This window comes from Flavisolibacter nicotianae, from assembly GCF_003628535.1.
Classification (GTDB): domain Bacteria; phylum Bacteroidota; class Bacteroidia; order Chitinophagales; family Chitinophagaceae; genus Flavisolibacter; species Flavisolibacter nicotianae.
Genome location: NZ_RBCI01000012.1, coordinates 69,716 through 90,125, shown reverse-complemented (window position 1 = coordinate 90,125; position 20,410 = coordinate 69,716). Strand labels below are relative to the sequence as shown.

Here is a 20,410-nt window from a genome sequence, read left to right as displayed (position 1 = left end):
TCATTTCGGCACCAGATCAATCTCCCCGTCATCGCTGATCGTTGTGGCAAACGCCGACGAAAGAGTTTGCATCCGCTGCAAACTCCACGATGCCTGTTTGCCTTTGGCAAGGTTCACCTGGCAATGTGAAATCAGTACCGGCAGGAGCTTGGCGCTTTTGATTCCGCCTTTGTCAACAGTTACCCGGAAAAAAAATGAATGATCATTTTTCAGTTCGGGATGCACCATGTAATCATCAACAAAATCGCCGGTGTCGTAAAAAATCAGTTTTGGACCGCGCCGTTCGATACCCTGGAAATTGTGTGCACTGTGGCCATGAACAAGGGAGGCGCCGCAATCGATCATCGCCTGTGCAAAAGTGGTATAAAGCTGGCCCGGTGTGGCTTTCAGGTTCGGTCCCCAATGGATGCTGACGACGATAAAGTCGGCTTCTTTTTTTGCTTCCCGGATGCAGGAAAGGGCAAATTCCCGGTCGTTTTTTTGTGCAATGTCAATATAGTTCACACCGGGTTTCGACGTCCCGGCCTTCCACCGTGGTTCGTTATCGGTATAGCCCAGGACACCGATAGAAAGACCCTTTGCTGTAAGGATGACGGGCCTTGCTGCCTCCCTACTGTTTTTACCGGCACCCACAAAAAGGATCCCGGCAGAACGCAGTATTTCCAGGGTTCCCAACAGTCCTTCTTCGCCATAGTCCAGCACGTGATTATTGGCCAGGTTCACCAGGTGAATATTGGCATCTTTGAGCGCAGAAACGTTTTGCGGATCGGCTTTGAAATGAAAGGTTTTCGGCACGGTTTGGTTGTGGCGGGTCAGCGCTGCTTCAAGGTTGATGATGTTCAGGTCAGTAGCCCGGAGTATAGGCAACAGGTCGCCCCAGATGTAGCGAGTCCCCTTGTTGTTCATCGCATCATTTACGTTGCGGCCCACCATTACATCGCCGGTTAAACCGAGTACCAGTGTCCCTTCGTCCATACCGCAAGATTACCTGCATCGGCGAAGGCGATCCAATGATGAGGACCGCGTTTGTCGCTGACAACGGTCAGCAGATCATTTGAAGCCTCTTTACAAGAACCAAATGAAACAAGCCAACTTTCTTTTAACGGGCAGAATTGATCGGCTCTTTTCTGCCTGACCACAAACAGCCCTTTTGCTGACGTTCGTTAGGGGAACGACCGGTCCGTGCGGCTATTTTTATACCAGATTCATTCACCGTAAGTCGGTCATGCAGCACGATAGAAATACCTGTTTAAAAGACAGTAAACTATGGTTGCAATACAGAATAAAAACTGTTAGCATGGCCAGGACGACAGTACATGGAAAGAGACAGTGAAAGAATAACAGTGGCAAAAAACTGTAAACTTTCATCCGCCGGCAGTGCAGGTTGCAGCAACAACCTGCACTGTTTTTTTGCATCCCCTGGCGACGCAAAATCGCTGGCAACCAGCTTCCCAACAGAACTCATCACCAGGCGAAAGACCTCTCCCAAAAAGATTCGTTTCCTGTAAATGAACAATGGAAACGAAGAGGCACAAAATGCCTTAGCCGGCCAGCGATTGCTTGTGTTAACACGCCTGCCAGTTTGTTTTTTTATTGCATGCCGGAATCCTGCGGCTGTGAAAAATTTACCTAACCCAAGCACACGCTTTGCAAATTCCGTCAGTCTTCCCAACTTGGTACCGCAGTGAACCGCAGGTAATACCAATTGTTATAATGGGAGAAAAAGTTCAACCACGATTCGCATGAAAATTCTCTTAACCGGTGCAACCGGCTATATTGCCCAACGCCTGCTGCCTGCCTTACTGCAGCAGGGTCATCACGTAGTTTGTTGCCTGCGCGACAAGAACCGGTTTCCCAATAAATACAGCTACGAAAACATCAGCCTGGTGGAAGGCGACTTCCTGCAACCCGAAAGTTTACAAGCAATACCAGCCGACATCGATGCTGCTTATTACCTCATCCACTCCATGTCAACCACGAGCGGTGATTTTGAAAAATTGGAAGAAGCCAGTGCCCGCAACTTCCGGCAACGCATGGACGAAACAGGAGTAAAACAGGTAATTTACCTGAGCGGCATCGTGAACGAGAATCACCTGTCGAGGCATTTGGCCTCCCGCAAAAATGTCGAGAAAACCTTGTCCGGCGGCCGCTATCCCCTTACCACGCTTCGGGCCGGGATCATCGTGGGCTCCGGCAGTGCCTCGTTTGAGATCATCCGCGACCTGGTGGAGAAATTACCGGTAATGATTGCACCGAAATGGCTGAAAACCCGCTGCCAGCCCATCGCCATCCGGAACGTGGTGGAATTTCTGGCCGGTGTGCTGGGTAAAGAAGAAACATACAACAGGAGTTACGATATTGGCGGACCGGACATTCTTACCTACAAACAAATGCTTTTGCGCTTTGCGCACATCCGCGGCCTGAAACGCCGCATTTTCGTTGTACCGGTGATGACACCACGTCTCTCTTCTTACTGGCTCTATTTTGTCACGTCAACCTCTTATTCGCTGGCCAAAAACCTCGTGGAAAGCATGAAGACAGAGGTCATTTGCCAACCCAACGACCTGGCCCAACGGCTCGGCATCAAACTGCTTTCATATGACGACGCGATCCAACTCGCCTTCGACAAGATCGAACAAAATCAGGTGCTTTCGAGCTGGAAGGATGCGCAAAATAGTAACCTGTTGCACAAAGGTCTTTCACACTACATTGAAGTGCCCACCAACGGTTGCTTTACCGACGTGCGGAAACGCAAACTGGCTGACCCCTCGCAGTCGCTCAAAAAGATCTGGCAACTGGGCGGACGGACTGGATGGTACTATGGCAACTGGCTCTGGGAACTGCGTGGTTTCCTGGACCAGCTTTTTGGTGGCGTGGGCATGCGCAGGGGACGAAGAAGCGGGAGCGATATTTTTCCCGGCGAAGCCCTGGACTTTTGGCGGGTGCTGCTCGCCAGCAAGGAAGAAAAACGTCTTTTGCTTTATGCCGAGATGAAATTGCCCGGTGAGGCCTGGCTGGAATTCAGGATCAATAACAACGAGCTCATTCAAACGGCTACATTCCGGCCGCTCGGCATCCTCGGCAGGCTGTACTGGTACTCGGTGCTGCCTTTTCATGGCTTTATTTTCAACGGCATGATCAACCGGATTGCCGGAGCATAACAACGGCTGTCATAAAAATTCCTGCACGCAGTCGTTTACAAGGAATTCACTGAATGTCATTTTCGTCCCAGTGGGGCCGCGGCTTTTCGTAATCCTGTTTTAACTTCTCTTCCAATTCGCGGCGATCCCGTTTGTTCCGCTTCAGCAAAAGAAAAAACAGGAGGGCAAAAACTGCAACGACAGTGATCCAGATAATGGTGCTGGTAGACATACAAACACATTTACATGATCTGCTCTGAAATTTCGTTCTTTTTTACCGTTGTTCACCTGACAGAAGGTAGAAGTGCAATTGATAACCTTCGGCCAGTCTTTAGGAAACGGCAATTTTCCGGAGGCCGGTTCAACATCATCGGAGCCAGTAAACTGTTTAGACGATTTCGGGGGAGTATACCATGCAGGAACAAAACGGCCGTAACACTAAATTGACTATGCCTGGTTCACGACACTGCTGTATCCGTCACACCGAGGTGAGAGCAAAGTCATGTAATTGGGAAGGGATTTTATTATTCGAAAGTTCTCTTATTCACAACTATGTTACGTAGAAGTCTTTGAACAAATGGGCTGTTACCCGAAAGTGCCAATAAAAGAACAGCGTCCAAAGCATTTGCTCTGGACGCTGTTTACAAGTTAAATAGCTGCAATCGTTAACGGTTGCCCTGGCTGCTTCCACCCTGATCTTGCTGGCTGCCGCGGGATTGCTGGTCTTTGTTTCTGTCCTGGCTCCCACTGCTGCTGCTGCTTCCACCAGTTTGGCTTGTACCCTGCTGGCTACCCATGCCGCTACCTTGGTTTTGACCTTGCTGACCAGATTGGCTACCTTGATTACCCATGTTACCGCTTTGACCACGATTTTGGTCCTGCTGGTTTCTGTTTTGATCTGACATAACCGTAAATTTTAGGAATACTATTGCTGAAAAAGCCATGCCATTCATTGCCTAACGTCGTGACAATAGGGCATGTAAGCGCAATTAAAGGCAACCGGTTACTGCCAATACATGCATGCCTTTTTTCTGCTGAGACAGGTTTTCATTTTGCTCTTTTGATCGCCTACCGACCACTAGTATCGCAGAAATAAATTTGTAGTCTTTTAATACAGCACTTTTGAATTGCAATTTTTTTGAACCAGATATCTTATTTCAAGCTGCCTGATCCCGTTTTAGGAAAAATAGAAATTTTCGCTGCCTCCTTTTTGAAAAATCAAAAAAATGATCCAAAAAATTGCCGGATAACCGTCCAACTAAACAGGTTATTGTTTTCTGTTCTGCAAACGACCTTCTCCAAATTCAATTTTCACCAACAAACAAACACAGCAGATAACGGTGCGACAATGATTTCGGGTTCTTATTGTACCACCCTTCGATAGGTCAAACGTTCCATTCCGGCATAATCATCACCAAAGGAAAGGAAGCATGCTGATCAAAAGATGAACATGAAAGGCAGCGATTTTGACCTGAGAAATACTTTACACAATCAGGTGATATATCTCTACGGAGAAAGCTGTTAGCAAAAGACGCTAACCAAGCCCAACGTGCATATTGACCAGCCAGGTGCTTGTTTGCCGTTAAGGAAAAATCTCCAATGCGGAAAGATCAGGTATAATTGAACAGAAGAAAACGCAGATGAAAATTATTTACCTGTTGCAGCAATGGCATTCCAAATTTCATCAAAGGGAAAAATAGTCCAGTTATTTTTTCTGAAGAGAGAGATCAGGACGTCTGTTTTTTGCTTCGTCTTGTTGAGGTCGAGATGCATTTGCGCGGCTGTTGTTTGCGTTTTTGCAATGACAGACCAGAGTCGTTCGTTTTCTTTGCTGCAGCCGACCGGATCGATTTTGACACTTCCGTTTGCCCGCAGTTCAACCCGCAGTTTGATGGACAGGCGTTCAATGAGAAAAACAGTTCCTGCAGCCTGATCACTTGAATTTGTCATTGCCTGCTAAGATTTGGATTGACGAAACCGTTGCGGATGCCTGTGGCAAGCACAGACTTGACGCTGGTAATAAAACGGCGAATGCTCTGCTCCCGTTGCGTGCTTTTTTTAAACAACGCATTCGTCTGCTGGTACTGATTGAACTGAACCTGTTTGAGGGCCGCCAGCAGGTAGTTCTCCCTTTCATCGTCGCCATATTCCCTGGCCACTGAAATTGCTTTGTAAAACAGGAGTTCCACTTTTACAAAACTGCCTTCCTTTGCACCGTTCGCAGAAAGATCTCTTTTGATTTCTTCCAATTGTCGTTTATGCAGGAGTGACAGCGGCTTGTTCATATGTTTCTGTTGTGATCGAGATTTTTTTTTCGCAGCAAAAGAACTCAGGCATTTTTGCTGACATTCCATGATGCATGGGGCGCCGGATCATAGATCACTTCGGCCACCCGAATCCTTTTTCCTTTCACATCCGTCTCGTGCAGGCTGCTAATGGCCAGCAGCGCTTCCTTTTGCACCGGCATATCAACGTATGCATGACCCAGTGAACGATTATTCAGTTTGTCGCGAACCAGCTTTACCAACTCCACTTCACCATATTTTGTAAAAAGCCGTTGAATATCTGCCTCAATCATGTTGCCGTGCAGGTTCGTTATGTGAATTTGCATATCGGGTATTTAAACGTGAAGTGAAAATCAAAAGAAAGGCAAGATAGTAGCGAACGGTATCCGGCAAGTCCAAGGTGCTTGTTCTACTAAGATGCAATGCTCAAGATGGGAACAGGGTGAAGGTAGACCTTTCCCTACAGATCCATTGATTTATTATTCGGCTGGTTTTTATAGAATAGGCTTACCTTCAAAAAATTCAATCGGATCTGTTTTCTGCCGACCGGAACATCTACATCTATGAATATTCTTGTCACCAATTTAAGCGTCAACATCAACAACAACGACCTGGTGGCCATGTTTTCGGTTTACGGCACTGTGAGTTATGCCGCTGTTGTCCGCGATAAAGTCAGCAGCCGTTCGAAAGGGCGGGCTTTTCTGGAAATGCCGAATGAAGCAGAAGCCGAACAGGCCATCAATGCCCTCAATGGATCAATACTCGACGGAAAAGAAATGATGGTACAGGAAATCATTTACAAGCCCGGAGAGTTCAATAACTAAATCAAAAAACGAGACGTGATTTCAGGGGCTTACCGCCATCATCGCCGCTTATCCGTCAATGCAAAAGCCCCGGAATGTTCTTCCGGGGCTTTTTATTTCTTTGTTCGATTACCAGCGGTTTCGACTAAAGTTATCACCTGTGCGGGCCGGGCGGTCTTCTTTCGGACGGGCTTCCATTACCTTCAGGCTGCGGCCGTCGACTGTGGCGCCATCCAGTTCTGCGATGGCTTTTTTGGAGGCTTCGTCGTCGCTCATTTCCACAAAGCCAAATCCGCGGCTTTTGCCAGAAAGCTTATCCGTGATAATCCTGGCCGAGGCAACATCACCAAAGGGTGTAAAGAATTCTTTTAAGTCTTCATCGTTTACGTTGAAGCTTAAGTTTGAAACATAAATGTTCATGTCTTTTAAATTGTAATTGAAGAATACTTGAGAAAGGCAATGGTAAGGGTTGAACGAAGTTTGCGATGCAGAACTGAGTAACGATTACATGTGCGAGGCTCAAATTAATAACGTGAAGATAGTCTTTCCTGGCAGTCTGATTGCCAAAACTATCATAAACCATTTTTTCAGAAACAAGCACTGTCAATTATTACAGCTACCTTTGATGTATTACGCGAGTTCTTAGCATACCGGTTTCATCATTTTCCTACCTGCTGATGTTTGCTGCTGTGCTTCTATCGCCACATGTAAAAACAGCTACTATGAACAGTGAAGACATCGAACAATTTTTTTCCCGGAAAGCAGTGCTTAACGAGGACTATGTCAAAATCACATTCAAGAAAAGAGAGCCCATCTATGGTTTGTTTCTGAAGGACTCTGACTACAATTACCTGAAAGCTAAAAACTTTTGGCGCATTGTGCCACAAAGCCAGCTCGATGCTTACAAAACATCGAAAGACGCTTCATTGGCGAAGATCTTCAACGGCGATGAGTTTTCGAAGCTGGCGACGTACAAAGAAAGCTTTGAGGCGTAACAACCTGGTTTGCATTCCTGCAGGCCCGCTCAATGTGTTCCTGTTAAGGGCACCGATTTATCAACTTTGACTTTTTACTATGTTTACAAATGTTTGGGATAAATACCTTCCTGTTCTTCGAATTGTTATGAAAAAATCGCTGGCAGCAGACCAGCAACTGGCACTGAACATACCGGATTTTGAAAGAGCCGGTTACAAACGCAAGTCGGGTTACAAGTTTCATGTTGAATTAAAAGACGGCCGGCTGAACAATGTGCTGGTGGATGCGCCCATCGCGTCAAGTCTTGCCTCTACCTTGCTGGACGATGCGGTTGTGAAAGAACTGGCGAACACAAACGAGTTTCATATTAGCATGAACACAAAATTCCAGCTAACCATTAAGCGGATCCAATCGTAGGTATCCTGTTCTTCCGACAACAGAACGAACCTGTTGGCAGACAGCACAAACAGAAAACGGTAAGGAAAAGCGTACCGGCAGGTTTTGCGACCTGTAAAAAGATCGGCAGGGTGCCCGCGGAAACACCTACCTTCGATCCTGGCAGTGAGACCCGGCACCAGTATCAAATCCTTTGCATTTCTCTTTTTTACTTCTGCTTTTCTCCAAACCATTTACTTATTTAAAACGAATGATAATGAATATTTATGTTGGCAATTTTGATACGCAGTGGACGGACGAAAACCTGAAAAACCTGTTTGTACCTTTTGGTACTGTAAGTACAGCGCATGTGATGATCGATGGGTTTACCGAACAATCCAGGGGTTTTGGATACGTGGAAATGCAGGACGAGGCGGAAGCCACCAAGGCCATTTCCGCACTGAACCAATCGGAACAAAACGGCATGAAACTTACCGTGCAAAAAGCAGATCCCAGAATTGAAAGAAAAGGCTCGTATAAAGTCGGTAACGGTGGAGTCAATCCATACCGATTCAGAAAGAATTAACGGGGCAATGCGAAAGCATTGCTTTTTTTCGTTGGGGCAGCACTGGCTTTACCCAGATCAGATCTTGAACGAAATGGCCGGAAAAACACTTCCCCGGTCGTCATGCAGTGTGTCACATACATTCACATTTCCTACCATCCAGGGATTTCATCCTGCAATTAAATCCTGGGAAAAATAACGTCCTGGTAAAAACAGGGTGAAATCCTGTTTCCGCCGGTGAATTCGGAAACAACATTCCCGGACAATTCCCTTTATACCTGGCTTGTTACGTCAAATATTGAAAACCATGCGGCGATCTTTCCTAACTAAGCGGAAAGGGCCAATTGGATTTTGATAAATGCTTACGCCGGCTCGCACATGCAAGAGTTAATTTCCTCCCTCCTTTGCAATGCATGCTTTTTTTCAAATAATAAACAGACAGGTTTAATTGACCTACCCATAAAAAAAGTTGGCGAATTGTCTTCTGCAAGTTGGCTTTTAAAAGCCCGGAAGACATTCCGCCAAGTTATAAATCCAGAGGCTGGTATAAGTTAACGACTTACGAAACAAGCCAGGCCAGTTTCACCACCTCCGGTTCTTTCATCCGCTCCGCAATCCGGCGGTAACGATCGGCCAGCGTGCTGAGGTATTCCTGGGCACGGGCAGCATACGTATTAAGACCGGTGAGTGTTTCCACTTTCCAGAGTTCTGTAAGGTGCCTGATGATTGCGGCGTAGTCGAACGTTGTGTAAATACCCATCTTCTGCGTAATGGCCGAAAACCGGGTAAAGAGATTATCAACCGGGGCTGTGTCCATCAGGATAGCCGGCATCGCAATCTGCTTTTTCATCATCTTTTCAAAAGCAAGCAGGGCACCATTGGGATCGATCTCAAAGATCCGGGCCATAAATGTTTTGTACGCTTTTTCATGACGGGCTTCATCACCGGCAATGGTTTTGCAGATGCGGGATAAGACGGCGTCGCCGCCTTTATCGGCCAGCTTGCCTGTATTGACATGGGAGATCTTGGTTGCTCTTTCCTGGAACGACGTATACACAAAGGCCTGGTAGGGGTCGCCTTCCGTACGCGGATCAAAGCCATTGGCCAACAGGTTGTGGATGGTGATTTCCACCTGTTTCATATCGGCCCGCCCGGAGAGATAGAGGTATTTGTTCAAAAGATCGCCGTGCCGGTTCTCTTCCGCTGTCCAGCGCCTCGACCATTTCACCCAGCCTCGGTCGGAAGCAATATTTCCTTCTTCGTTAACACCTTTCACAAGGTTGAAGTAGGTTGTGTAGGTTGGCAACGCTTCCTCTGTAATCATGTTACCAACAAGCGAAGTGATGACCTCGGCCGGCAGACCAGCGGCTCTTGCCTGCAGTTCCTTAATCGCCTGCAGTGCATCCGGAGAGCTCATTTCAGGAAGGAAATCGGTGGGCTGCCAGGCTGTTTCAGCCTCCACCAGAAATGAACTGACCGCTTCATTTGCGATCGCATCCATACTGGAAACAACCTCTTTGTTTTTCTCGATTTCGTTTGCTTCAGGGATATAATGTATCATGGTGTTGACCTGCTCTTCCGGTTAGCAGAAAGAGCCATTGTAATTTGTCCGTTAAGAAATAAGCAAGTTCTATGCCTCTGCTCTTCCGCAAAGATAAAAAGACATGCTATGTCAGCAATACGCCGCGTCGATTGCTTCCGCTAATTCCTTTTCCAGCTTTTTGATCCATGCAGGTACTTGTTGCCAGATCTCCCAGTTGCCGTCGTCACCAATGATCATTTTGAAGTTATGGCTGTCAACCGAAACCCGGCACACTTCGTCCTTTCCCTCCAGGAATCCTTGAAAATTAAATTCTATACCGTTTATTGACTTTGTAAATTGTTCCATCGATCGATTCATGTTTTTGCAAACGCACTACGAAACAGAAACAAAAGCCTTTGGAAATCCAAAGGCTTTCTATTTCGTGATGTGTTTACCACCTGTTCTTGTTAAAACCACCGCCTCCGTTGCTACGGAAACCACCACCACCAGGACGGCCGCCCTTGTCTTCTTTGGGTCTGGCCTCCATTACCTTAATGTTGCGACCATCAACGGTAGCACCATCCAGTTCTGCAATCGCCTTTTTTGAGGCTTCGTCGTCGCTCATTTCCACAAAGCCGAATCCGCGGCTTTTGCCAGTGAACTTGTCGTTGATGATTTTAGCAGAGGTAACTTCTCCGTACGGTGTAAAAAATTCTTTTAAGTCTTCGTCCTGGACATCGAAGCTCAGGTTGGAAACATAAATGTTCATACTTGATAATTAATAAAATTAAAAATGATCTGAGAAAGGCAAGAAGTAAGAGACTAACTAAGATGCAAAGTAGCAGGATAATTAACGTTTACTGATGCGAGGCTCAAATTAACTCAATGAAGGTAATTGTTTTTTCCGCACAGCTATCAAATAGTTTGTGAAAGCTTATCGCAAGCTATACCGCTCCAACACCGAAAACCATATGGTAAACGATTTTTAACAAGCCCAAAAGGCTGAACCGCCGGGTCCCCGTGATGGGCAACAAGAAGCCGGCAGAAAGAGTAACGGTTACATTCCACCGTTCAACCGAAACCTCCCGCCCCGCGTCCTGAAAGAATTAGCCGAGGAATGGTTTCAGAAGAACCGCCCTCTTATCCATACGCAGTTGCAGGATCGCCTTTTCTTTTATCTGGCGTACTCTTTCGGTTGAAAGTTTTAGGCGTTTACTGATTTCATCAACCTTCATCGCCTCTTTTAACCCAAGACCAAAAAAACACCGAAGAACGGTGCTCTGAACCGGCGTCAGTGTTGCCAGACACCGTTCAATTTCATGCTGGAGTGATTTGGTGTACACGACGTTGTTATCCGTTTCACTGCCCTCACTGACAAGGCCATCCAACAAGGTATTTTCATTGCTGTCCCTGCTCATGGGCAAGTCGAGGCTTTGGTGGTGCGCAAACAAACCGGTGATGTGCTCCACGTCTTTTGCATTGATTTGAACATGCTGTGCAATTTCCTCGACCGATGGATTTCTTTCCAGTTCCTGCTCCAACTGCGAGATGGATAACTGTATATGGTTTCGCTGGTTGACCTTGTTTTCCGGAAGCCGTACAAGCCGGGCCTTGGTATTGACGGCCTGTAAAATGGATTGCCGGATCCACCATACCGCGTAGGAGATAAATTTAAATCCCCGGGTTTCATCAAAATTTTGCGCAGCCTTCATCAGGCCGATATTTCCTTCGCTGATCAAATCGGTGAGCGGCAAGCCCCTGTTCTGGTATTGTTTTGCCACCGAAACAACAAAGCGCAGGTTTGATTTTGTCAGGCTGTCAACCGCATGCTTGTTGCCACTACGGATTTTTTGAGTCAGGGCGATCTCTTCCTCTGGTGTGATCATGGGTATTTTGGAGATTTCCAATAAATATTTTTCCAGACTGGCCGAATCACGGTTGGTGATGGACTGAGTAATCTTCAATGCCCGCATGCTCTTGTATTCTTGTCTTGTGTAAGGTAGGTCTATTCTGCTGATACGGCGGAAAACGATTTGGCCGGCAACCACGGTTCGGTAAAATAAACTGTGCGAATGGAGTAAATATCCAGGACACCAGGAGAAGTTTTGTAACTTTCTGAGATGTTCAGGAGATACACAATTTCAATTGAAGTTAGCAATGCTTCTTCCCTGCCCTCAAACGAATTCGAGAAAGTCCTGGGTTGCTCTATTTCCGACCCCAGCAATTGGGTCGAATACGGTTCCGTGAAAGAAAGAGGCCTTACTTTCCTGGATAGGGAGGGCCGCGAACTGACTTCACCGGTCTTTTTGCATCAACCAATACTGACTTCTTCAAATACCGAAAGCGAGATCGACGAAATAAAAACCCTAATCTTCGATTCTCTCGCCAAACACTACGCCATCACGCCTGAAGACGTCAAAATCAGAGTGGCTGAATACAACCGGCTTTAAACACCGCATCCTTTTCGGCACCGGTGCATTCAAATTCAGGCTTCACCATAGCCCGGCCAACGCCTGCGACTTTGGATCAAATGCCTGTATACAATCTTATTTTTGATTGATTGGGGTTTCGATCACCAAAAAATGTGAACCGGCCTCACAATGGATCGGAACCGTATCGGTTTCCCACACACCGATGGCGTCTCTTGGATTCAGGTCCGTTCCATCCACCCGGATCCTGCCCTCCAGAAGGAAGATAAAAAGGCATTTATTCACTGGTCGAAAACGATACGTGAGTTCCTGTGCCTCGTCGAAGAAGCCGAGCGATAGCTTTGCATTCTGGTTGATCCAGCAATGCTCCTGTCCTTCCTCATTCGAAACAATTGTTTTCAGTTGGTTTCTCCGCTTTCCCAATGGAAAGCTGCGCTGCTGGTACCGCGGGACAATATTTTGCAGCTTTGGCTGAATCCAGATCTGCAAAAAATTCACCTCCTCTTCGCCCACATTGTATTCTTCGTGCCGAAGCCCGCTGCCGGCACTCATAATCTGCACGCCGCCTTCTTCAATAACAGTTTTGTAGCCCAGCGTATCGATGTGATTCATCGTGCCCTGCAGCAGGACCGAGATGATTTCCATATTGGCGTGCGGGTGAATACCGAAGCCTTTCCCCGCTTCTACAAAGTCGTCGTTGAAGGCCACCAGGCTGCCAAACGCAGCTTTCACCGGATCGCAATAATCGCTGAAACTAAAGTAAAAATGACTCCTGAGCCAGCCAATGTCTTTGATGCCGCGTTCATCTTTTCGAAATACCTGCGATTTCATACCTGCTGAATAAGGTTTAAAAATTAAATAGACTTTCAATTGACAGGCAGGAGGCTCTCGGTCTTGCACCCTTCCGTCACTAACGTTTCTCTTGTCTTTCCTGTTCGTTTATCCCACGGCAATGCTGCCGTGTCGATTCGCCAACCGAAATGATTACCATTTTGAATGCAGCCTAAAATCTCCGATTACAGTAGGCCCTTCTTCCTGAAAGATAAATCCCTTTGCCGGTAAACGATCCAACAACCAGCCAATAGTACGGTCTTCTCAACAGGTCTTCTTTATATCAATATGACCATTTCTGTCGCGACAGATCCATCTTAGTAGGTTAAACTGTGTTTGCCTGTAACAGTTGATTGGCATGAACCATCTCGTCCTGGTTAATTGTATGCCCCATTCCTGCATACACCTTTTCGGTGACACTGGCATTCATGTTCTTCAGGATGTTCGTGGTGGCATACACCCGTTCGACCGGCACATGCGGGTCGGGGTCGCTGGTACCGATAAAGACAGGTGTTCCCTGGAAGTCGCCTTTGTAGTTCTGCGGGTAAATTTTATCTCCGATTAAGCCGCCGGTGAAGGCAACAACGCCACCGTATTTTCCCGCATTCCGGGTAACAAATTCCAACGCCAGGCACGCACCCTGAGAGAAGCCTAAAAAATAAATCTTCTCTGCAGGAATGCCTTTTTGCAAAACATCCCCGGTGATCTCTTTTAATAAATGTAAAGCGGAGGAAAGCCATGGTTCGTTCTGCGATGGCGGTGCTAAAAACGAATAAGGATACCATGAGTTGTTTGTCGCCTGGGGGGCCAGCAAGGTAAAGTCCTTCGCGTCCAGGTAAGAGGAAAGCGAAAGTATGTCCTCGGCACTTCCACCCCTTCCGTGGATCATGATCAAAACACGGCTACCGGGTGTCAACTCCTTTCCTGCTGTCTTTATATTTTTCTGGTGCATATTATTTGTACTTGTCAGGGTTTACAGAGATGCGCGGCAATGTCTTTTCGATCTGCTCCCGGTCTTCCTCGTATTGCCGCGGCAGTTGCAAAGACACGCCCAATTGATCAACCGGTTCATCAACGGCAAAGCCGGGACCGGAGGTGGCAACTTCAAACAAAACGCCACCGGGTTCGCGGAAGTAAACAGACGTGAAATACGTTCTGTCCAGTACCGGGGATGGATTCAGCATTCGCTTTACGATGCGCAATCGCACTTCTTCCTGCGTTTGCTTATCAGGTGTAGCAAAGGCAATGTGGTGCACGGTACCGCTGCCGGCAAGGCCCTTCATACGATCCGGCGAACAAAGCAGGTCGACATAATTACCCGGGCTATCATTCGCCGCAAAACGAAAGCGGTTGCCTTTTTCCGCAATGAGCTGATGATCCAACTGTTCGGTGAGAAGCGCGGCGGTACGCTCATATCCTTCTTCCCAGATTTCGACGTTATAAAATCCCCTGACGGAATGCTCGGCCGGGATATGACCCAACGAAAAACCTTGTCTTGCATCCTTGTCGTTGAATACAAATTCAAGTCCCAGTCCATCTTCATCTTCAAAATAAACAACCGTCTCATCCGCAAACCGTTCCTGCGGTTTTTTATAATTGATGCCGAAACGCTTTAACCTTTCCAACCAGTAGTTCAGCGAAGAAGTGGGTACAGAAAAAGTAGTCGTGTTCAACATCCCCTTGCCCTGGCGGCCGTTAACCAAACCCTGGTAGGGAAAAAAAGTAAGAAGGCTGCCCGGCCTTCCTGTTTCATCGCCGTAGTAAAAATGGTAGACATCGGGCCCATCAAAATTGACCGTTTTTTTCACGAGCCTTAATCCCAAAACACCCATGTAAAAATCGATGTTCTTTTGGGCATCGCTGGCCACGGCTGTTACATGATGAATACCGGTGATGAGTTTTCCCATAATAAAGGTTTGATAAAAAGATTTCTATTTATTCTGCAAGAACGGTTACGATTTCATTTGGCTTGTCCAATAACCGCTCAATCGGGCAGATCCTGGCAATTTGCAAAATTCTTTGGCGCTGCGCTTCACTCAATGCACCGGTGAGCCTTATCTCGCAAAAAAAGCTGTTCACACCTGCAGCGCCCTGGTTGCTTTTCATAAAGCTGACATTGACGGCAACCTGGTCCACCCGCCAGCCTTTGCGCTGTGCATACATGCGAATGGTGATGGCTTTGCAGGAAGCCAACGCCGTGCAGAGGTAATCGGCCGGTGCCGGGCCTGTTGCCCCACCGCCGTATTCCGTTGGTTCATCCACAGTCAAATTGAAGTCTCCTGTCACTACGCTCGTCCTGTAGGCTTCCCCGTTGTTTTGTGCCGACGCCGAACCGATCGTCTTTGTTTTTGTCATTGCTTTTCATTTACCAAGGGGTCGATTGATGACTTGCATTTCCGATTCATCAGTGGCAAAACCCCGCCAGCCGAACCGGCGCACCGCGATTTTTCCATTCCACTTGCTGCACTTCTTATTCTCCATCCCTGTTCCATACATCGGCATACTCGTCCGGGTGCCGTTTGAACTGTGCATGCACGTAGGGACATAGTGCTGTCACTTTCAATCCATTCTTCCGTGCATAGCCAACCATTGCCTTCAGCAGTTCCTTTGCCAATCCTTTGCCCTCCGCTTCGGGAGAAACTTCGGTATGGTACACCGTCAGGTTTGTACCTGAAACGCTCACGACCATCTCACCCAACTGTTTGGCATCTTCCAGTATAAGAAAGGCACCCTGGCCTTTTTCGTTCAAGCTGAGTTTTACGTCTTCCATTTTATTGCTTTTTCAACTTTCTGATTGAATAACGGGCAACACGTCTTCTATCTGCCTGCGGCTTTTTTCATATTGTGGCGGCAACATCAGGTGGGTTCCCAGTTCGGCAACTGATTCATCCGTGGCAAAGCCAGGGTTGTCGGATGCGATCTCAAATAAAATGCCGCCGGGCTCGCGGAAGTACAGCGAGTAAAAATAATTGCGGTCGATTTTCTCCGTGATCTGCAATCCTGCTGCTTGCACTTTTTCGCGAAACGCCATCAGGATTTCGTCGTCTTTTACCCGGAAGGCCACATGGTGATTGGTACCGCCTGCATTGATTCCCATAGACCCGTTGGGTTCTTCTACCAGGTCAACGATGTTCGCCGTGGCGATTGCATCCGTAACAAAACGGTAGCGATTTCCCTCCTGTGCCACTAGCCTGTAACCGAAAATATCGGTAAGAACCTTGGCGGTGGCGGTGCTGTTGCGAACAGTCAGCACGATGCTGTGAAAGCCCTTTGTGGCCACATCTGCCGGTACGTCTTTTGTTTCCCAGGGTTGCCTGTTGTCGGTTGTGCCTGTTTCAATCAAATTGAGCATCAAGCCATCCGGGTCTTCAAAAGAAAGAAATTGTTCGCCCATTCGTTCAGCGACCAGCTGATGCTTTACCTTTTGCTCCCCGAAACGTTTGGCCCAAAAGGGAAGGCTCCCCTTTGCAACGGAATAACCAATTTCTGTCGCCATGCCGGCGCCAGCTCTTCCTTTCTGGATTCCCTCCCAGGGGAAGAATGTCAGGATCGAACCGGGTGTTCCAATTTCATCGCCATAGTAGAAATGATAGGTCCCGGGATCGTCGAAATTGACCGTTTTTTTCACGAGCCGCAGGCCCAGAATTTTTGTATAGAAGGTATAATTGCGCTGCGCTTCTCCCGCAATAGCGGTGATGTGATGCAGTCCTAAAATTTTGTTTTCCATTGCTACCGTTTATGCGTTAACCAATTCTGTTTGTTTAACCAGCTGGACTTCTGCGTGTATTTTAATTTCATCGCTTACCACCACCTGGCCGGCTTCCGTTACGGCATTCCAGGTGAGGCCAAATTCCTTCCGGCTGATTTTTCCACTGACTGTAAATCCCGCTTTTGTCTGCCCATAAGGGTCAACCACAATGCCGCCGAATTCCACGCTCAGCGCAACAGGCCTGGTCACACCGCGAATGGTTAGATCACCCTGCAAGTTTGCCTCGTCACCATTGGCTTTATAGTTGGTGCCCGTAAAGCGGAGTTGCGGATACACTTCGGCGTTAAAGAAATCGGCCGACTTCAGGTGCGTATCCCGCTGCTGGTTGTTGGTATTGATTGAATCAACAGCAGCCGTAAACTCAATTTTTTTCACACCGGCAAAGTCATCTGATTCTGTCTCCACCTGCAGGTCGAATGTTTTGAAGTAGCCGGTTACGGTGGTAATCATCAGGTGTTTTACCTTGAACTGAACTTCGGAGTGTGAAGGGTCGATTGCCCATTCTGTATTTGCCATCATTTTTATTTTTTGTTTACAAGGCAAAACTACACCGGCCGGCAGTCTCCCTCCATTGAGGTAGGGTAAGAAATGAGTGTGACCTATATCACATGGCTACCGGCCCGGGACACTATTCTTCCGAAGCCGGCTCAGCGTTTCGCGGCTGATGCCGAGATAAGATGCAATCATGTGCTGCGGCACTCGCCGAACGCAGTCCGGATAGACCTGCGTGAACTTGTTGTACTTTTCTTCGGCTGTTTCCGTGAGCGATTGCATCAACCTTTTTTGCGTGGCAATCAGGTTATTTTGTATCAGGATGCGAAAGTAATGTTCGAACCCCGGAAGGGTTTGCATAAGCTTGTCCCAGGACGGTTTACTCAGCAGCAACAGTTCGGCATCTTCCAGGGCTTCGATATTAAAAGGCGATGGCTCTCCGGTGATGTAGCTGGACAAATCAGCTATCCACCAACCTTCGGAGGCAAACTGTAAAATGTGCCCGGCTCCTTTTTCGTCGACAGTGTACGAACGAAGGATCCCTTTTTCCACAAAAGCCTGGTATTTACACACGTCGCCTTCCTGCAGCAGGTACTGCCGCTTTCGCAACTTCTTCGGCTGGAACAAGGATTTGCAGAAGGTGAACTCTTCTTCTGTGATTGAAATTTTTTCGGTGATTTTCCGGTAAAGTAATTCAAACATTGTTCTGTCATCAATGCATAAACGAGACAATGAAGATAAGCCGACCGGCATGAATTCGCTGCCGTTTAAAGAAAACAGGCGACCATCCAGAAACCCGGAACGGCACGATTGCGCGGTGCTTCCTTCTTATAGCAGGAACAAAATACTTCCTTCGAAATTGGCGCTTTCAGCATTATGCCAGAAACAAAAGTTCGCTGTAAAGTCAGCGAACGACATCCTGCGGCTCACTCGCCATTCTATTCGTTTGTCATCCTTCAGCAGGAGTTAGTTCGCCGTACCAGTATGCTGCCGTCACGCCGCCATCCATCAGGATATCGCTGCCGCTGATAAATGCACCGTCCGGCCCCATCAGGAGTGCGCCTACAGTTCCCACTTCATCCGGCGTGCCCGCCCGGCCCGCGGCAGACACTTCAATCATGCGCCGGTAACCTGCACCGCGTGGACCTTTCAGTTCATCGTTGGCAAGCGGGGTAATGATGATGCCCGGGCTGATCGTGTTGACCCTTGCACCCCGCTTACCCCAACGAACAGCTTCGGCCATGACACGAAGGGAGTTGCCCCGTTTGGAAAGTTGGTAGGCATGCAAACTGTCCGTTACCTGGCCAGGCTGAAGGAAGGGCAGGTTTAGCAATTCTTCAACCGGCGTCGTTGCAAGAGCATTATTCTGTGCAACAGAAAGAGGTGGAAGCCGGTGGCCGGACTGCGAAGCAATGACCACACAGGAGCCGCCCCGCGCAATCACATTGCCGAACTGTTCCAACACCAGCGCGGTTCCATACATGTCGACCCTGAGAATGGTTTCGGGTGAAGCCTGGGAAGGAGAAACGCCGGCGGCATGGATCACACCAACGACCTCTCCGAGAGCAGCAGCCTGGCGAACAAGCGCTTCAACTGATGGCCGAGAGGACACATCAACTGTCGCCGAGGTTACGTCGAAACCTGCATCGCTCAAGGTTTTTGCAGCAGCATCGGCAACCTCCTGGCGCAGATCGGCCAGCAGGACTTTCTTGCCTGCACTAACCCGCCTTGCAATGGCCTGGCCGATGGAGCCGACACCGATTACTACAATCACGTTTGTCATGGTATTCCTGTGTTTTGCGTTGTTTATTGTTTGCGACAACCTATTTCCCAACCCTGTTTTGCAATTGCGCCGGGTAGCGATCACCCTGCACAGGTATGGCTGCAAAAGCAGCACCGATCTCTCTGATATCCGTTGCGTTTAGTTCGATGTCAAGGGCGCCGAGTTTTTCCTGAAGGCGGTGCAATTTTGTGGTGCCGGGGATGGGCACGATCCAGGGTTTTTGCGCCACCAACCAGGCCAATGCAATTTGTGCATTCGTGGCAGCCTTTTATTTAGCAATTTCATTCAGCAGGTCTACCAACCTTTGATTGGCTTTCCAGTTTTCTTCGGTAAACCGGGGAACGACATTGCGAAAATCTGTCTTGTCAAAGGTGGTGTTCGCATCGATCTTTCTCGTCAAAAATCCTTTTCCCAAAGAACTGAATGGAACGAAGCCAATACCCAGGTCCTCCAGCGTGGGAATGATTTCTTTTTCCGGTTCTCTCCACCACAGAGAATATTCACTTTGAAGAGTGGCAACAGGTTGAACCGCATGCGCCTTTCGGATTGTTTGCGCACCTGCCTCGGATAAACCGAAGTGCTTCACTTGCCTTCGGCAATCAGTTCTTTTATTGTTCCCGCTACATCTTCAATTGGTACATTCGGTCAACACGATTCTGGTGAAGAAGGTCAATTACATCTGTCCGTAACCTTTTACCTGCCTGTTCAAACAGCAGGTTGGCTATACGCCCAGTGCGTACCGGTCACATAATTAATTCAATCCGTAAAGTTGATGGATTACCATTGCCCTTTTGACATGCTTTCAAAAAGAAAAAGCCAGTAACCAAGGGATATACAGGCTTTGAACTCGTTTGACAAACCAATTTGCGGAGACTGAGGGATTCGAACCTTTTATAGTTTTCTTATTTTTGACACTTATATTTGACTGGATTACAACAACTTACAAACTGTAAAACGGTTTTGAAATCACCCAATTTTGCTTTGGTCTCCAAAAGTACACCAGCACTGAAAAGAGCTACTACAAAAATAATACTATAACCAAATTAAAATACGGATATCCCCCACCGTGCCAATTACACAAAATAGATGATATCTTATTTAAAGTGGTAACTGTTAGAGCGTCGGCCTCATAATCAGAGGGTCGGGGGTTCAAGTCCCTCAGGAGCCACCTAAGTTGTTTCAAAATCAATCGATCCCTTGCATGGTCTGTTACTACCTGAAAGGTCTGCTAAAATGGACGACTGACGCCATTGAAAACACCGAAAAACGCTTGCAAAACAACTTTGGGCACTGTGGCTCCCCGTGGCCCTGCGGGGTGGAAAAAGCCATTTGACGGTCGCTATGAGTAGACGAAGCAGCAAGCGTCAACTACCGGATTGTAAACAGCGAAAATGAATTTTTCAAGTGAGTTGTGCAACAGTCCCCCTGTTATGGGCAATGG

The 20,410-nt window shown here is 47.6% G+C and carries 26 protein-coding genes and 1 pseudogene; 6 read left to right on the top strand and 21 right to left on the bottom strand.

The window, feature by feature from the left end:
* Window positions 1-975, bottom strand: coding sequence for a CapA family protein (locus D6024_RS21965; RefSeq protein ID WP_121356968.1), 975 nt, complete (start codon window positions 973-975; stop codon window positions 1-3).
* Between the two features lie 767 nt (window positions 976-1,742).
* Here D6024_RS21965 and D6024_RS21950 point away from each other — a divergent pair.
* Window positions 1,743-3,161, top strand: coding sequence for an SDR family oxidoreductase (locus D6024_RS21950; protein ID WP_121356965.1), 1,419 nt, complete (start codon window positions 1,743-1,745; stop codon window positions 3,159-3,161).
* A 46-nt stretch (window positions 3,162-3,207) separates the two neighbouring features.
* On the opposite strand, the gene D6024_RS26890 is transcribed toward D6024_RS21950, so the two are convergent.
* From D6024_RS26890 to D6024_RS21930, 5 genes are all read right to left on the bottom strand, one after another.
* A complete protein-coding gene (locus D6024_RS26890; protein WP_162944931.1) occupies window positions 3,208-3,372 on the bottom strand; it encodes a hypothetical protein in 165 nt (54 codons plus the stop codon).
* Between the two features lie 318 nt (window positions 3,373-3,690).
* Window positions 3,691-4,008, bottom strand: a complete 318-nt coding sequence (locus tag D6024_RS21945; protein WP_121356964.1) for a hypothetical protein — start codon at window positions 4,006-4,008, stop codon at window positions 3,691-3,693.
* A 779-nt stretch (window positions 4,009-4,787) separates the two neighbouring features.
* Window positions 4,788-5,090 (bottom strand): hypothetical protein, encoded by a 303-nt coding sequence (locus D6024_RS21940; protein ID WP_121356963.1) that lies wholly within the window; start codon window positions 5,088-5,090, stop codon window positions 4,788-4,790.
* Window positions 5,087-5,425, bottom strand: coding sequence for a hypothetical protein (locus tag D6024_RS21935; RefSeq protein WP_121356962.1), 339 nt, complete (start codon window positions 5,423-5,425; stop codon window positions 5,087-5,089). The genes D6024_RS21940 and D6024_RS21935 overlap by 4 nt, the downstream gene beginning before the upstream one ends.
* A 44-nt stretch (window positions 5,426-5,469) precedes the next feature.
* Window positions 5,470-5,751 carry an RNA recognition motif domain-containing protein gene (locus D6024_RS21930; RefSeq protein ID WP_121356961.1) on the bottom strand — a complete coding sequence of 94 codons (282 nt, stop codon included), beginning with the start codon at window positions 5,749-5,751 and terminating at the stop codon, window positions 5,470-5,472.
* A gap of 204 nt (window positions 5,752-5,955) precedes the next feature.
* On the opposite strand from D6024_RS21930, the gene D6024_RS21925 reads away from it, so the two are divergent.
* Entirely contained in the window at window positions 5,956-6,249 is a 294-nt protein-coding gene (locus tag D6024_RS21925; protein WP_317125283.1) for an RNA recognition motif domain-containing protein, read from the top strand.
* A 108-nt stretch (window positions 6,250-6,357) separates the two neighbouring features.
* On the opposite strand, the gene D6024_RS21920 is transcribed toward D6024_RS21925, so the two are convergent.
* Window positions 6,358-6,648, bottom strand: coding sequence for an RNA recognition motif domain-containing protein (locus D6024_RS21920; RefSeq protein ID WP_121356959.1), 291 nt, complete (start codon window positions 6,646-6,648; stop codon window positions 6,358-6,360).
* 302 nt (window positions 6,649-6,950) lie between these two features.
* Between D6024_RS21920 and D6024_RS21915 the strand changes: the two genes are divergently transcribed.
* The 3 genes from D6024_RS21915 to D6024_RS21905 all read left to right on the top strand — a co-directional run bounded on the left by D6024_RS21915 (window position 6,951) and on the right by D6024_RS21905 (window position 8,164).
* Window positions 6,951-7,223, top strand: coding sequence for a short-chain dehydrogenase (locus D6024_RS21915; protein ID WP_240410119.1), 273 nt, complete (start codon window positions 6,951-6,953; stop codon window positions 7,221-7,223).
* A 79-nt stretch (window positions 7,224-7,302) separates the two neighbouring features.
* Window positions 7,303-7,620: a hypothetical protein gene (locus D6024_RS21910; protein WP_121356958.1), complete on the top strand. Its 318-nt coding sequence runs from the start codon at window positions 7,303-7,305 to the stop codon at window positions 7,618-7,620.
* A 235-nt stretch (window positions 7,621-7,855) separates the two neighbouring features.
* Window positions 7,856-8,164: an RNA recognition motif domain-containing protein gene (locus tag D6024_RS21905; RefSeq protein ID WP_121356957.1), complete on the top strand. Its 309-nt coding sequence runs from the start codon at window positions 7,856-7,858 to the stop codon at window positions 8,162-8,164.
* A gap of 538 nt (window positions 8,165-8,702) precedes the next feature.
* Here D6024_RS21905 and D6024_RS21900 read toward each other — a convergent pair.
* From D6024_RS21900 to D6024_RS21885, 4 genes are all read right to left on the bottom strand, one after another.
* Complete coding sequence (locus D6024_RS21900; protein WP_121356956.1) at window positions 8,703-9,704, bottom strand: acyl-ACP desaturase; 1,002 nt, start codon at window positions 9,702-9,704, stop codon at window positions 8,703-8,705.
* Between the two features lie 111 nt (window positions 9,705-9,815).
* Window positions 9,816-10,031 carry a hypothetical protein gene (locus D6024_RS21895; RefSeq protein WP_121356955.1) on the bottom strand — a complete coding sequence of 72 codons (216 nt, stop codon included), beginning with the start codon at window positions 10,029-10,031 and terminating at the stop codon, window positions 9,816-9,818.
* Between the two features lie 85 nt (window positions 10,032-10,116).
* Complete coding sequence (locus D6024_RS21890) at window positions 10,117-10,434, bottom strand: RNA recognition motif domain-containing protein (protein ID WP_121356954.1); 318 nt, start codon at window positions 10,432-10,434, stop codon at window positions 10,117-10,119.
* A gap of 337 nt (window positions 10,435-10,771) precedes the next feature.
* Window positions 10,772-11,638 carry a sigma-70 family RNA polymerase sigma factor gene (locus tag D6024_RS21885; protein WP_121356953.1) on the bottom strand — a complete coding sequence of 289 codons (867 nt, stop codon included), beginning with the start codon at window positions 11,636-11,638 and terminating at the stop codon, window positions 10,772-10,774.
* Between the two features lie 147 nt (window positions 11,639-11,785).
* On the opposite strand from D6024_RS21885, the gene D6024_RS21880 reads away from it, so the two are divergent.
* Complete coding sequence (locus D6024_RS21880; RefSeq protein ID WP_121356952.1) at window positions 11,786-12,115, top strand: hypothetical protein; 330 nt, start codon at window positions 11,786-11,788, stop codon at window positions 12,113-12,115.
* A 96-nt stretch (window positions 12,116-12,211) separates the two neighbouring features.
* On the opposite strand, the gene D6024_RS21875 is transcribed toward D6024_RS21880, so the two are convergent.
* From D6024_RS21875 to D6024_RS21830, 10 genes and pseudogenes are all read right to left on the bottom strand, one after another.
* Complete coding sequence (locus tag D6024_RS21875) at window positions 12,212-12,925, bottom strand: pirin family protein (protein ID WP_121356951.1); 714 nt, start codon at window positions 12,923-12,925, stop codon at window positions 12,212-12,214.
* A gap of 325 nt (window positions 12,926-13,250) precedes the next feature.
* The gene (locus tag D6024_RS21870; protein WP_121356950.1) at window positions 13,251-13,877 is read right to left on the bottom strand and encodes an alpha/beta hydrolase; all 627 of its coding nucleotides are present in this window, start codon (window positions 13,875-13,877) and stop codon (window positions 13,251-13,253) included.
* A gap of 1 nt (window position 13,878) precedes the next feature.
* Window positions 13,879-14,832: a ring-cleaving dioxygenase gene (locus tag D6024_RS21865; protein ID WP_121356949.1), complete on the bottom strand. Its 954-nt coding sequence runs from the start codon at window positions 14,830-14,832 to the stop codon at window positions 13,879-13,881.
* 28 nt (window positions 14,833-14,860) lie between these two features.
* A complete protein-coding gene (locus D6024_RS21860) occupies window positions 14,861-15,280 on the bottom strand; it encodes an OsmC family protein (protein ID WP_121356948.1) in 420 nt (139 codons plus the stop codon).
* 115 nt (window positions 15,281-15,395) lie between these two features.
* Window positions 15,396-15,695 (bottom strand): GNAT family N-acetyltransferase, encoded by a 300-nt coding sequence (locus tag D6024_RS21855; RefSeq protein WP_121356947.1) that lies wholly within the window; start codon window positions 15,693-15,695, stop codon window positions 15,396-15,398.
* Between the two features lie 12 nt (window positions 15,696-15,707).
* Window positions 15,708-16,652 carry a ring-cleaving dioxygenase gene (locus D6024_RS21850; RefSeq protein ID WP_121356946.1) on the bottom strand — a complete coding sequence of 315 codons (945 nt, stop codon included), beginning with the start codon at window positions 16,650-16,652 and terminating at the stop codon, window positions 15,708-15,710.
* Between the two features lie 9 nt (window positions 16,653-16,661).
* Window positions 16,662-17,213, bottom strand: coding sequence for a YceI family protein (locus tag D6024_RS21845; protein WP_317125282.1), 552 nt, complete (start codon window positions 17,211-17,213; stop codon window positions 16,662-16,664).
* A gap of 93 nt (window positions 17,214-17,306) precedes the next feature.
* Complete coding sequence (locus D6024_RS21840; protein WP_121356945.1) at window positions 17,307-17,888, bottom strand: Crp/Fnr family transcriptional regulator; 582 nt, start codon at window positions 17,886-17,888, stop codon at window positions 17,307-17,309.
* A 247-nt stretch (window positions 17,889-18,135) separates the two neighbouring features.
* Complete coding sequence (locus D6024_RS21835; RefSeq protein ID WP_121357003.1) at window positions 18,136-18,969, bottom strand: SDR family oxidoreductase; 834 nt, start codon at window positions 18,967-18,969, stop codon at window positions 18,136-18,138.
* A gap of 40 nt (window positions 18,970-19,009) precedes the next feature.
* Window positions 19,010-19,555, bottom strand: a pseudogene (locus D6024_RS21830) (aldo/keto reductase).
* Window positions 19,556-20,410: the final 855 nt, after the last annotated feature.